The sequence below is a fragment of the Colwellia sp. Arc7-D genome (genome assembly GCF_003061515.1).
GTDB lineage: Bacteria > Pseudomonadota > Gammaproteobacteria > Enterobacterales > Alteromonadaceae > Cognaticolwellia.
The window spans coordinates 957,954-972,863 of record NZ_CP028924.1 but is presented as its reverse complement, the minus strand read 5'-3'; the positions used below and the strand labels follow the sequence as shown (position 1 = coordinate 972,863).

Here is a 14,910-nt window from a genome sequence, read left to right as displayed (position 1 = left end):
GTCATAAACGTTAAGTAACTCAAATTATTTAACTCATTTATTAAGTGGGTTGATTAATTTGAGTTCACTTATTTATCATATTTTTTTGCTTTCAGTCTTCTTAATCAAATCAAATCAAATCAAATCAATTATTTTATTTTCACTTATCTACACTTACCTACACTTATTACACTGAATAGTTAAACAAACACGTGTATTGCGCTTAATCGCTAAGAGTAACAACATCAAAATAATGAAACCGCCTACATTGCCAGACCCTTTCAGCGTACTTTGTACTTTTCTCTGATCTTGGGTAGCATCATTAATACCATCGCTATTAAAGTCGCCATTTTCATCTTTATCAGCTATACCATCATTATCGCTGTCTAAATCTAAAAAGTTAGGCGTTCCGTCATTGTCGCTATCAATTTCACCTTCTTCTATATCGCTCAGACCATCTCCGTCACTGTCTAAGTCTAAAAAGTTAGGATCTCCGTCTACATCAAAATCACTTTCTCCTTCGACTGCGTCACTTATACCGTCATCATCACTGTCTAAGTCTAAAAAGTTCGACGCCCCATCACTGTCAAAGTCGGTATCTCCTTCTATTTCATCGCTTATACCATCATTATCACTATCAAGATCTTTATAGTTAGAAGCACCATCACCATCAAAATCATTTATTGTTTCTCTAGCATCACTAATACTGTCGTTATCACTGTCTAGATCTAAAAAGTCTGGTGATCCATCAGCATCAAAGTCAATGTTTCCTTCATATTCATCACTTATATTGTCACCATCGCTATCAAGGTCTAAGAAGTTAGAGGCTCCATCAAGGTCGAAGTCATTAAGCCCTTCTATAGCATCACTAATTTTATCGTTATCACTATCAAGATCTAGATAGTTTGGCGTTCCATCACCATCAAAGTCACGCGCCTGTTCATTAATGTCTTCGATACCATCACCATCGCTGTCGGTATCTTGAAAATTTAATATGTTATCGCCATCAGGGTTTGATAAAACCACCAGTGTGTCGTCAATGCCGTCTAAGTTATCATCTTGATTGCTATTAAACGCAGGATCAAATGCATCATCAATCCCATTACCATTAGTATCAACACCTGAAGGAGGAACAGTAAGTTGTTCTATGTTATCGCTAATTTTATCATTATCGCTATCAAGATCTAAATAATCAGGGGCTGAGTCTTGGTCTGTATCTTTAACGATAAAAATATCATCAACACCGTCTTGGTCATTATCTACACCGCCGGTAAAGTCAGCATCGAATACATCGTCAATGCCATCTTTATCATGATCAAATCCGGATAAATTGGGTCTGCCATTTTCAATTAGATCTGAAATACCGTCATTATCACTGTCACGATCTTTTTCATTTATAATACCGTCATTGTCTGAATCCATTGCTTGTCGAGTATCTATTGACGACATTCTGCGCGCGTTGGTGATTTGGTTTCCATCTATGTTTTCAATGTCATTTAGGTTATTTTCAAATCTCCGCTCAGTAACATCTGCAATACCGTCGTTATCGTCGTCTTTATCTATTACGTCAATCACAGAGTCACCATCGCTGTCAGCATTACTGCCATGACCAAGTACTTGTGTGTTGCCGTCAATTGAGTCGTCTATGCCGTCGCCATCAATGTCTTCAGTAAGATCAACTCGTCCATCATTATTTAAGTCGAACGCGCTGTTTGCATTGTTTTGAATATCAAAAACACCGTCGTTGTCACTGTCTAAATCTAAATAATCAAGGATACTATCGGCATCAGTATCAATAACATCGGTCATTACCGGCGTGCCTATATCTGCAATGCCATCTTTGTCATCATCTTGAACGTTAGCTTCTGAAGTATCTGTATCACCATCATTGTCGCTATCAAGATCATTCATATCGATAATGCCATCAGCATCTGTATCGATAAAAATGAAAGTATCAATAATACCGTCATTATTAACATCTAATTCATTAGATAGGTCAGAATCGAAGGCATCGTCGATACCATCATTATCATGGTCAAAGCCAGTAATGTTAGCTTCAATACTGTCATGAATACCGTCGCTGTCACTGTCTATATCAAGATGATCAGGCCTAAAGTTTTTGTTGTGATCATTTAATATAATCAATAAATCATTAATACCATCGTTATCAACATCTAAACCATTAGTTTGGTCAGCGTCGTATAAATCATCGATGCCATCGTTGTCTATATCTGAGCCCAGAGTGTAGCTTTGGTCGTATCTATCCCAAATACCGTCATTGTCTAAATCTTGAAAGCCTATAAAAGCCTCTAGTGCATCAGGGATGCGATCACCATCAGAGTCTACATCTAAGAAGTCTGCTATGCCGTCATTATCGGTATCAATAATTTGATAGGTTATGCCATCACCATCAGGGTCATCACCGCCTATATCTGCATCAAATATGTCATCAATACCGTCATTATCAATATCGTTTCCGGAAATTTGTGCTTCAAATCCATCAACGATGCCATCATTGTCACTGTCGATATCAAAGGCATTAATGACGCCGTCATTATCAATATCCGTATTACCTTCAATAACATCAGGTACGCCATCAGCATCTTCGTCCAAATTAGTATCTAGATAATTAGGAATATTATCGCGATCATCATCGCCAACCCCTTCTTCACTATCAGGAATACCATCATTATCAGAATCGGTATCTTGAGCGTCTGGTATGCCGTCATTGTCGCTATCACCATAGCCTTCAACAGAGTTTTTGATACCATCATTATCTTCATCAAAATTTACGGTTTGCGAGAAATAAATAATGCTTAAGTTTTCTGCTTCGTCTTGTGCCTCAGCCCTTAGGTCATAAGTTCCTTCTGATAAAACAATGCCACTCTCGCAATTCCAAGCTTTGTTATTCACTGGTGCTTCACATAAGTTATTATCGGTTGACTCTATAATTGATATTGCCGATCCGTCTTCTGTGTCAGATGTGCCGCTAAATATTAATGCATCGTTTTGGCTATAAATAACTCGGTTAATACTAATAACTGGCTTTTCAGTGTCTTTATCAATAACAACAGGCTCTGCATTACCAATATTGCCTGCACTGTCAGTTTGGTTAGCGTTAACGGTTACTGCTGCTGCACCGTCTGCAATAGCACTCATATCTTTATTCAATACCCACAGTCCTTCATCACAGTTAACTGAGTTGGGGCTTAAAGTATTAACGATAACGACGACGACATTTTCGTCATCGCATGTGCCTTCTATATTATAATTCGATTGATTAACGATATTGATAGTTGGGCCGTTTATAATAGTTATTTCAGGTGCGGTAATATCATATTGGCTGGTAACTTCTGCAGCAGCAGTATTAAAATTAGCATTACTGTCTTGTGCAACATTTTCGTTTACATTTAACGTAACATCACCTTCTGAAATTGGTGTTATTAGCGCTGTATAGTTACTGGCATCAATAACAACAAAGTTATTGATGGTTGCATTGGTTGCACTAATATCACCAACAACAAAGTCTTGAACTGGTTCACTAAAAACAATAGTCGCTGTGAAAGCATTACGTGTAACTGCAGGAGAATTTTGAATAACAACGGCCGGGCGACTTGCATCAAATTGGCTAGTCACCTGAACTGCTGCAGTATTGAGGTTACCTATAGTGTCTTGTGCTACATTAGCGTTAACATCTATCGTCACTAAACCTTCGGCTATAGGCGTGATTAAAGCAGTATAGTTGCGGTCATCAACGATGGTAAAGTTACTTATAGTCGCATTACTTAGACTAATATCGCTGAGAATAAAATTGATCACTGGTTCACTAAATGCAAAGGTCGCAGTAAAAGCACTTTGGCTATTTAAAGGAACATTTTCAATGGTAATTGATGGGCGGCTTGCGTCATACAGGCTTGTAACCTGCGTTGCCGCCGTATTGAGATTACCACTACTGTCTTGAGCAACCCCTTCACTAACGTCCAAAGTAACTGACCCGTCAGCTGTAGGCGTAATTAATGCAGTATAAGTACTGCCATCAACAACAGTGAAGTTAGTAATATCAGCATTAGTAATGCCAATATCACTCAGTAAAAATTCAATGACTGTTTTACTAAATACAAAAGTAGCGGTGAATGGGCTAGCACTATTTACAGGTACATTTTGAATAACTACTGAAGGACGACTAACATCATACTGGCTAGTGACTTGCGCCGCTGCCGTATTGAGATTGCCAATGCTATCTTGTGCGATATTAGCATTAACATTTAAGGTAACAAGCCCATTAGCAACAGGTGTTATCAGCGCAGTATAATTACTCGCATTTACGGCAGTAAAATTACTTATATTAGCGTTAGTAGCAGTAATATCACTTTGAATAAAGTTGATGACATTTTCACTAAAAACAAATGATGCAGTAAATGCACTGCTACTATTTGTTGGTACATTTTGAATGGTAATTGAAGGACGAGTACCGTCATATTGACTCGTCACTTGAGTCGCCGCTGTGTTTAAGTTTCCAGTTGTGTCTTGTGCAACATTTGCATTTACATTTAAAGTAACAACTCCGTCACTTGTCGGCGTGATAAGCGCGGTATAACTGCTGCTGCTAACAACAGTAAAGTTACTAATAACGGCATTTGAAACACTGATATCACTGAGAATGAAATTTATCACGGCTTCATTAAAGGAAAAAGTTGCGGTGAATGCATTATTGCTATTTGCTGGAACGTTTTGAATAGCAACCGATGGTCGGCTGATATCATATTGGCTAATAACTTCAGTCGCTGCCGTATTCAAATTACCCACACTGTCTTGTGCTACATTCGCATTTATATTTACGGTTACTGCACCGTCAGTGATAGGTGTTATCAATGCGGAGTAAGTGCTGCTATTTACCGTCGTAAAACCGCTAGCAGCAGCATTAGTCAACGTTATATCGCCAACAACAAATCCGGTGACAGCCTCGCTAAATGCGAAGGTAGTTGTAAATGCATTATTACTTGTCGTTGGGACATTTTGGATTGCAACTGACGGACGGCTAGCATCATATTGGCTAGTGACTTGAGTCGCAGCAGTGTTCAAATTACCAACAGTGTCTTGCGCAACATTAGCATTTATATTGACGGTTACAGCTCCATCAGCGGTAGGTGTGATTAATGCATTGTAGTTACTACCATTTACGGCAGTAAAGTTACTTACGGTCGCATTGGTAACACTGATATCACTAACAATAAAATTAAGCACTGTTTCACTAAAAGCAAAGGTTGCCGTAAATGAATTATTGCTATTCCCTGGAACATTTTGGATTACAACTGAAGGGCGACTTGCATCATATAGACTAGTAACTTGCGTGGCGGCTGTATTGAGATTGCCAATACTGTCTTGTGCTACATTAGCATTAACATCTAATGTCACAAGACCTTCAGCTATAGGTGAGATCAACGTAGTATAAGTACTGCCATTAACTGTTGTAAAACTGCTAGCAGCAGCATTAGTCAACGTTATATCTCCAAGCACAAAACCGGTAACGTCTGCACTAAAGGCGAACGTTGCAGTAAAACTACTGTTACCACTAGTAGGTACATTTTGAATAGTTACTGATGGGCGACTCACATCATAATTACTGTTGGCTTGAATCGCAGCTGTATTCAAATTTCCCGCACTGTCTTGTGCAATATTAACGTTTACATCTAACGTCACCGCACCGGTAACTAATGGTGTGATCAATGCTGTATAAGTACTACCATTTACCGCAGTAAAACTGCTCGCGGTAGCATTAGTCAACGTGATATCAGTAACAATAAACCCTGTAACTACTTCACTAAAAGCAAATGTTGCTGTAAAGCTACTGTTAGAGCTAGCAGGTACATTCTGAATTACAACTGACGGACTACTCGCATCATATTGGCTAGTTACTTGAGTTGCCGCCGTATTCAAATTACCCACACTGTCTTGTGCAACATTAGCGTTTACATCTAAAGTTACCGCACCATCTGCTACTGGTGTGATCAAAGCGGTATAAGTACTCGTATTTACGGTAGTAAAACTATTAGCACTGCCATTACCAACAATGATATCGCCAACAACAAACCCTGAAACAGCTTCACTGAATGTAAACATAACGGTGAATGCAGCATTACTTGTTGCTGGTACATTTTGAATTAAAACTGATGGACGACTTGCATCATAAGTACTGCTGACTTGAGTCGCCGCCGTATTAAAGTTACCTACACTATCTTGTGCAACATTAGCATTAACATTTAACGTTACAGTTCCATCAGCTATAGGTGTGATCAATGCCGTATAAGTACTGGTGTTTACGGTAGTAAAACTGCTCGCGGTAGCATTAGTTAACGTGATATCACCAACAACAAAGCCTATTACCGCTTCGCTAAAAGTAAACGTAACGGTAAATGGCGCATTACTTGTTGCTGGTACATTTTGAATTGCAACTGACGGACGGCTTGCATCATAGTTACTGCTGACTTGAGTCGCAGACGTATTAAAATTACCCACACTGTCCTGAGCTACATTAGCGTTTACATCTAGTGTCACAGAACCATCTGCAGTCGGTGTGATCAACGCAGTATAAGTACTCGTATTTACCGTAGTAAAACCACTAGCATTGCCATTCCCAACACTGATATCGCCAACAGCAAACCCTGAAACAGCTTCACTGAAAGTAAACGTAACAGTGAATGGAGCATTACTTGTCGCAGGCACATTTTGAATTAAAACTGACGGACGACTTGCATCATAAGTACTGCTGACTTGAGTCGCCGCCGTATTAAAGTTACCTACACTATCTTGTGCAACATTAGCATTAACATTTAACGTTACAGTTCCATCAGCTATAGGTGTGATCAATGCCGTATAAGTACTGGTGTTTACCGTAGTAAAACTGCTCGCGGTAGCATTAGTTAACGTGATATCACCAACAACAAAGCCTATTACCGCTTCGCTAAAAGTAAACGTAACGGTAAATGGCGCATTACTTGTTGCTGGTACATTTTGAATTGCAACTGACGGACGGCTTGCATCATAGTTACTGCTGACTTGAGTCGCAGACGTATTAAAATTACCCACACTGTCCTGAGTTACATTAGCGTTTACATCTAGTGTCACAGAACCATCTGCAGTCGGTGTGATCAACGCAGTATAAGTACTCGTATTTACCGTAGTAAAACCACTAGCATTGCCATTCCCAACACTGATATCGCCAACAACAAACCCTGAAACAGCTTCACTGAAAGTAAACGTAACAGTGAATGGAGCATTACTTGTCGCAGGTACATTTTGAATAATGACTGATGGACGACTGGCATCATATTGGCTAGTTACTTGAGTTGCCGCCGTATTCAAATTACCCACACTGTCTTGTGCAACATTAGCATTTACATCTAACGTTACCGCACCATCTGCGGTCGGTGTGATCAATGCGGTATAAGTACTCGTATTTACGGTAGTAAAACTATTAGCACTGCCATTACCAACACTAATATCACCCACAACAAACTCTGTAACAACTTCACTGAATGTAAACGTAACGGTGAATGCAGCATTACTTGTTGCTGGCACATTTTGAATTAAAACTGATGGACGACTCGCATCATAAGTACTGCTAACTTGAGTCGCAGCCGTATTAAAATTACCCGCACTGTCTTGAGCAACATTAGCATTTACATCTAACGTTACCGCACCATCTGCTATAGGTGTGATCAAAGCAGTATAAGTGCTGCTATTAACTGTAGCAAAACTACTAGCACTACCGTTTCCAACACTGATATCACCAACAACAAAATCTGCTACCGCTTCGCTAAAAGCAAAGGTTGCAGTAAAGCTACTGTTAGAATTAGCAGGTACATTCTGAATTACAACTGACGGTCGACTTGCATCATAATTACTACTGACTTGAGTAGCAGCCGTATTAAAATTACCCACACTGTCCTGAGCGATATTAGCGTTTACATCTAAAGTTACCACTCCATCAGTTGTTGGTGTGATCAATGCGGTATAGACACTCGTGTTTACGGAGGTAAAACTGCTCGCGCCACCATTCCCGACACTGATATCACCAACATCAAAATTTATTACCGCTTCGCTAAAAGTAAACGTAACAGTGAATGGCGCATTACTTGTGGCTGGTACATTTTGAATAGTAATTGATGGACGACTTGCATCATAAGTACTACTGACTTGAGTTGCCGCCGTATTAAAATTCCCTGCACTGTCTTGAGCGACATTAGCATTAACATTTAACGTTACAGTTCCATCAGCTATAGGGGTGATCAATGCAGTATAAGTACTGGTATTTACGGTAGTAAAACTAATAGCATTGCCATTACCAACACTGATATCACCCACAACAAAGTCTGTTACCGCTTCACTGAAAGAAAACGTAACGGTGAATGGAGCATTACTTGTGGCAGGCACATTCTGAATTAAAACTGACGGACGACTTCCATCATAAGTACTGCTGACTTGAGTCGCAGCCGTATTAAGATTACCTACACTATCTTGTGCAATATTAGCATTAACATCCAACGTTACCGCTCCATCTGCAGTCGGTGTGATCAATGCAGTATAAGTACTCGTATTAACCGTAGTAAAACTGCTCGCATTACCATTACCAACACTGATATCACCAACAACAAAGCCTATTACCGCTTCGCTAAAAGCAAACGTAACGGTGAATGCAGCATTACTTGTTGCAGGTACATTTTGAATAGTGACTGAAGGACGACTAGCATCATATTGGCTAGTTACTTGGGTTGCAGCCGTATTAAAATTACCTACACTGTCCAGAGCTACATTAGCACTTACACCTATTGTCACAGTTCCATCTGCTGTCGGTGTGATCAAGGCGCTATAAGTACTCGTGTTTACGGTAGTAAAACTGCTCGCACTGCCATTACCAACACTGATATCACCCACAATAAAATCTGTTACCGCTTCGCTAAAAGAAAACGTAACGGTGAATTGAGCATTACTTGTGGCAGGCACATTCTGAATTAAAACTGACGGACGACTTCCATCATAAGTACTGCTGACTTGAGTCGCAGCCGTATTAAGATTACCTACACTATCTTGTGCAATATTAGCATTAACATCTAACGTTACCGCACCATCTGCGGTCGGTGTGATCAATGCGGTATAAGTACTCGTGTTTACGGTAGTAAAACTGCTCGCACTGCCATTACCAACACTGATATCACCCACAACAAAGTCTGTTACCGCTTCACTAAAAACAAACGTAACGGTGAATGGAGCATTACTTGTCGCTGGCACATTTTGAATTACAACTGAAGGACGACTCGCATCATAAGTACTGCTGGCTTGAGTTGCCACCGTATTAAAATTACCCACACTATCTTGTGCAACATTAGCGTTTATATCTAACGTTACCACTCCATCATTTGTTGGTGTGATCAATGCTGTATAGGTACTCGTGTTTACGGTAGTAAAACTACTAGCACTGCCATTACCAACAATGATATCACCAACAACAAAGTCTGTTACAGCTTCACTGAAAACAAACGTAACGGTGAATGGAGCATTACTTGTCGCGGGTACATTTTGAATTGCAACTGATGGACGACTTGCATCATAAATAGTGCTGGCTTGAGTCGCCACCGTATTAAAATTACCCACACTGTCTTGAGCAACATTAGCGTTTATATCTAACGTCACAGTTCCATCAGCTATAGGTGTGATCAACGCGGTATAAGTGCTCGTGTTTACGGTACTAAAACTACTCGCACTGCCATTACCAACAATGATATCGCCAACATCAAAGTCTGAAACATCCTCACTAAAGGCAAAAGTTGCTGTGAAAGCAATATTAGTATTGGCTGGAACATTTTGAATTTGAACTGAAGGCTGACTCGAATCTACCGTTAATTCAGCATTAGTTTGATCCGAAAGACTGTCAACGCCATTAGTTACTGTCGCAATAACGTTATAGACGCCATCGAGCATGGTGTCTGCAGGAGGTACAATTAACGACCATTGATTATTTGTAACTACAAAATCAACATTTTCATGATAAGAAATATTGTTCAGTTCAATAGTTAATAACTCTGAATCAACTAATGAACGATAAGCTAAACCGCTTAATGTCGGTGTAGGGTCAGCTGTATTTAAGTTATCTACGGTTGGTATGCAACTACCTCCATTTATTGCAAATACTTTTTCTGTCGCATTCCCAATACTAATGCCTAATGCATCTGCCGTGGGGTCAGCAAAATTTGTCACAATATCACTAATAACAGGAGATAAAATATCATCAACAACAAGACTACGAATCAAATTTAACAGTAATGTCGTATTGACTAATGCTGGGCTCGGAGTCGTGGTAAGTACTGTATTAGAGAATAAAGTGCTTAGTAGCGTATTAACCACGCCAACACCCGCTGTTGTGGTTTGACTTTCAGGAAATGGAGAAACAAAATTAAGGCTTTCTAAAGTGCCATTTGCATTGGCGTTAGCACGTGCTTCTAATGCAATAGTTTCATTACTACCTATGCCTAGATTAATGTAAATACTACCTATAACTACAGGCGCTACTTCTGTTGCATAATCAATATTACTGGTTAATGTTCTATCATTAAAGTTAGCCGCACTAATCTGGCCTAAGTATAAACTTGCGACTCCCGGCGTTACATTTAAACGTAAAGTTTGCGTTAAATAAGAAAGCTGATCAACGGTCCCATTAGCTCTCGCAACGTCGGCATAAATTTCAAAGTCTGTCAGAGTTACCTCAACACTTGCTAAACCTAGCGTCAAGGGAGCGGCAGCCACATCAATAAGATCTGCTAATATTCTTAGCCTAATAGATGAGGTAGTAAATGCGGTTCCAACAGGTCCACTGACTAATTTAGGACCTTCAACAGCAATCAAGGCAGCAGATACATCACTAAGAGAAATAGATAACGGACCAAATGTACCGTTAAGTCCAAGGGTAGATAAATTTAAAGAAATGTTTTGAGCACTGATAGCATTTTGGTGGTTAAATGCTTGTATTATCAACATGTGAAAATCGAGAACATTAACGGTTGTAGATAATACAGCGCTATCTTCTACATTTAAATCAATAACATCTAAGAACGAAAAAGTACCCGCAGGTAACTGAAATTTAATATTATTTAACGTTGCAATGGCAACAGTATTGCCACCTTGATTTTGTAAAACTGTAATTGCTGCATCTATAGCTTGCACTAAGCTGATATTGGCAGCAACTGCATCAGATTTATTAGCAACACTTAAATCTATCGCTAAAGTATCAAGGTATTCTTCGAGCTCTATCCCCGCCGTTAATAATGAGCTATATCCAGTATCTGCAATAGAAAGTTTTACATTTAACCCTAACAACCCACCAGTTATAAAGTTAATTAATTCTGCATCAGCGCTACTAACGGTAGCCACGCCACTGCTGGCAACAAAAATCGCTTCGCAAGTTTCAGTTGCTTTTACATAATACGATGTAATGAGCAGCTGAAAAACAAAAAACCACCTAAAGGTCTTAAGTACCTTTTTTAAATAAATATCCATATCTATTGATCACCAGCATTTTGAAAAATCTATAACACATCAAAAATTGTTCAACGTATTAATAGAGCCTAGATCAAGAATTTGAAAAGTAAAAAATAAAATAAAAATATATTTATATAAAAATACCTCATACGCCTACTTTGGTGGGTTTACGTAACCACATTATCGATTAAGGCATGATTTAGCTTTATTATTAAGAGGTTAACTGGGTGTTCGAGGGGGTTGCTATATGAAGAGTACTTTTCTACTTAATATCCATTGTAAATTTAAAGTTACAAAAAATGCAATAAAGTTGAAATACTCAGATAGCTTGAAACTAAGTAGGCTTATTTATAAGCGGAAGAACAATCATTTTATAGACAGCTTTGCAGACAGCGTAATATCATGTATTTAATAAAAAAAGAGAGGGATGTAAGAGCACCTAAATATGATTTGTTGTATATAAAAAGTATATTGATTTTAAAGCGTTCACTATGTTTTCAGATTAATCTTAGCTCCTTAAACAGTTAGCGTTACTTAAACCAAACCTTACCACCAATAAATTTATAAGCCGGCAATCCACGGATCAAAGTTTCGCGAGCAAACGGTTTTTGGCACTTAGGGCAAACACAAGACTCAACAGTATAGTCTTGGCTGATCCTTTCTTTAAAACTTTTAACTAACGCCCCTTTACCCCCCTTTCGATATTTAAATAATAAGCAGTTACAAGCTACGCAAAAAATATCAACGGTTTTTGTTGGGCCTTTTTTATTTGGTTTTGCCATAAATAATTACAAAATAAATGTACAGATTTGATGATTGATGTGGTCAGTATTAAGAAGTGAACTTTAACTTACTTTGGAAGCTTAAACACCATAAAGGTTATTTCACTTTACTAACTAAACACTAATTAAATACTAATTAAATACTAACCAACCTATTTATATCAATATTTAATTAGTATTTAAAACTTAATTCTCTGTGATAAAGCAAGCCTTCATGCTTTAGTGACTTTTTCTAGGTTAAGTACCCTAGAAAAACTTTATTCTTACTATGTATAGTTGCTTACTAAACCACTTACTGGGCACTATTCAAACTTACAGCAAAGAAACTAATGTAAAAGAATAATGCGATTTCGCCCCGTTTAATTACCCCGTTTAATTACATAATCTACAACTAAAAGTGCTGACGAGTTCTCATTCATATTCATACACCTCATGAAAATGTCTTTTTGTCGGTAACTACTTGCTCATGAATAAAATAACCGCTAGCGTAAAGCTATAAAGCTTTACTATTCCACCTGAGTAACACTTTTACTTTATATAGGAAAAAATATGAACATCAGTAAAAGAACTTTTTTAAAAGCAAGTGGTGCAAGCGTTGCCACTATGGCGATTGCTACCCAAACACTTACATCAACCAGTATTGCAAAGCCTTTCGGTGCTCAATCTACTACAAATAAACAACCAAATTATCCACTCAAGTCTATTACCAACACCATTGAGGGCATAACTAAAGCAGAGCGACTTGAGCGAATAGCTAAGGCTCAAAAATTAATGACAGCACTTGATATTTCTGCACTGATCCTTGAGCCCGGTGCTGCTATGGATTATTTTTCAGGAGTACAGTGGTGGCGCAGTGAACGCTTAACAGCCGTTATTATCCCACGTGAAGGCAACATATCTGTTGTCTGTCCTTTTTTTGAAGAGCCAAGTGTTCGGGAAAGTTTAGCCGTAGGTGACGACATAAGAGTTTGGCAAGAACACGAAAGTCCTTTCTCATTAATTCAACAAATATTACACGACTCAGGATCAGACAAAGGTAAAATCGCCTTTGAAAACTCTGTCAGATACTTTGTTTTAAGTGGTGTCATGTCGAAGTTGTCTAACATGCAACATGTCAGTGCTGAGCCAGTAACTCGTGGTTGTCGTATGTATAAAAGTCAACACGAACTTGAATTAATGCACAAAGCGAATGAAGTGACCTTACTTGCCTATGCCGATGTATTTTCAAAGCTGAAAGCGGGTATGAGTCAAAGCGATGTAAAAGCATTAATGAACACTGCCCAAGAACAATTAGGCGGGAAAGGTGCATGGAATATGGCGCTGTTTAATCAAGCCAGTGCATATCCTCATGGTACTAAGCAAAAACAAATACTCACTGAAGGCTCAGTCGTGTTAATGGATTGCGGTTGTAATGTTCATGGTTATCAATCTGATATCAGTCGAACTTTTGTCTTTGGCGAGCCAACCAAGCGCCAGCGTGATGTTTGGCAGACGGTAAGACAAGGCCAAGAAATAGCTTTTGAACAAGCGAAAATAGGTACACAAGCAGGCTTAGTTGATGATGCAGTACGTAAATTCTACCAAACTAAGGGCTTTGGCCCAGGCTATAAACTTCCGGGTTTGTCTCATCGAACTGGACACGGAATTGGTATGGAAGGACATGAAAGTGTCAACTTTGTTCATGGTGAAACTACCCTGTTAAAACCCGGCATGTGTTTCTCTAATGAACCTGGTATTTATATTCAGGGGGAGTTTGGCGTGCGTTTAGAAGATTGTATTTACATGACTAAAAATGGACCGCAATGGTTCACTATGCCACCCGCATCATTAGACGAACCGATAGGGAAATTAATTAAACTAAATACCACTTAACTTTATATTTTAGTTTTAATAAGTTAATACCTTAGTCATTTATTTGTGTACCTCTTCATAATTTTGCTTTGCAACCGACCTTGCGGTCGGTTAAACTTACACTATTATATTACTAAGGTGCTTTAAGGTAATCCCATGAGAGACTCAGAGCAAACTCGTCAAAAAATATTAGAAGTCAGTGCTGATGAAATCCATAAAAAGGGTTTTACTGCGACTAGTTTATCTTGTATTTTAGCGCGCTGTGAAATATCTAAAGGGGCTTTATATCATCATTTTGCTAATAAAATGGAGCTGGGCTATGCCGTTTTTGAAGAAGTTTACGCCCCTGCTTTTCTCGAACTTTGGCAACCTCCAGTAGAAGCAGAAGATCCAATAGAAGGCTTGTGTGAGTTTTTTAGCGCAATTTCAAAAACCATGAGTTGTGACGAACTAGTTTGCGGTTGCCCTTTAAATAATCTATGTCAGGAGATGTCTGGTGTAGATGAAGGTTTTCGAATTCGTATACTTGCAGTTCAAAAACAGTTGAATTTATTAATTGCGACAAACTTATCGCGTGTTAGCCGACACCTGCAACCAAATCTTGATTATAGCCAAGTAGCCTACTTCATCGTTTCTACCTATCATGGCTCTTCAAGTTTAAGTAAAAGCTCATTAAATAAAGAGCTGTTTGACAAAGTCATTAAAGAACTTTGTCGTTACATACGACAGTTAAAACGGTAGTTACAAAAAAATTTCATCCTGAAAT

Annotated in this window: 4 protein-coding genes; 2 read left to right on the top strand and 2 right to left on the bottom strand. The window is 38.7% G+C overall.

Annotated features, from left to right (window positions below; translation table 11 throughout):
• Positions 1 to 153: 153 nt before the first annotated feature.
• Positions 154 to 11,529, bottom strand: coding sequence for an Ig-like domain-containing protein (locus DBO93_RS04170; protein ID WP_108455204.1), 11,376 nt, complete (start codon positions 11,527 to 11,529; stop codon positions 154 to 156).
• 512 nt (positions 11,530 to 12,041) lie between these two features.
• Positions 12,042 to 12,293: a hypothetical protein gene (locus DBO93_RS04165; RefSeq protein ID WP_108455203.1), complete on the bottom strand. Its 252-nt coding sequence runs from the start codon at positions 12,291 to 12,293 to the stop codon at positions 12,042 to 12,044.
• A 549-nt stretch (positions 12,294 to 12,842) separates the two neighbouring features.
• Here DBO93_RS04165 and DBO93_RS04160 point away from each other — a divergent pair.
• Together DBO93_RS04160 and DBO93_RS04155 are read left to right on the top strand one after the other, a co-directional pair.
• Positions 12,843 to 14,165: a M24 family metallopeptidase gene (locus DBO93_RS04160; RefSeq protein ID WP_108455202.1), complete on the top strand. Its 1,323-nt coding sequence runs from the start codon at positions 12,843 to 12,845 to the stop codon at positions 14,163 to 14,165.
• 135 nt (positions 14,166 to 14,300) lie between these two features.
• Positions 14,301 to 14,885: a TetR/AcrR family transcriptional regulator gene (locus tag DBO93_RS04155; protein WP_108455201.1), complete on the top strand. Its 585-nt coding sequence runs from the start codon at positions 14,301 to 14,303 to the stop codon at positions 14,883 to 14,885.
• Positions 14,886 to 14,910 lie beyond the last annotated feature (25 nt).

Coding starts and splice junctions, on each gene's coding strand:
- DBO93_RS04170 (WP_108455204.1), bottom strand. CDS start 11,529: ATGGATATTTATTTAAAAAAGGTACTTAAGACCTTTAGGTGGTTTTTT.
- DBO93_RS04165 (WP_108455203.1), bottom strand. CDS start 12,293: ATGGCAAAACCAAATAAAAAAGGCCCAACAAAAACCGTTGATATTTTT.
- DBO93_RS04160 (WP_108455202.1), top strand. CDS start 12,843: ATGAACATCAGTAAAAGAACTTTTTTAAAAGCAAGTGGTGCAAGCGTT.
- DBO93_RS04155 (WP_108455201.1), top strand. CDS start 14,301: ATGAGAGACTCAGAGCAAACTCGTCAAAAAATATTAGAAGTCAGTGCT.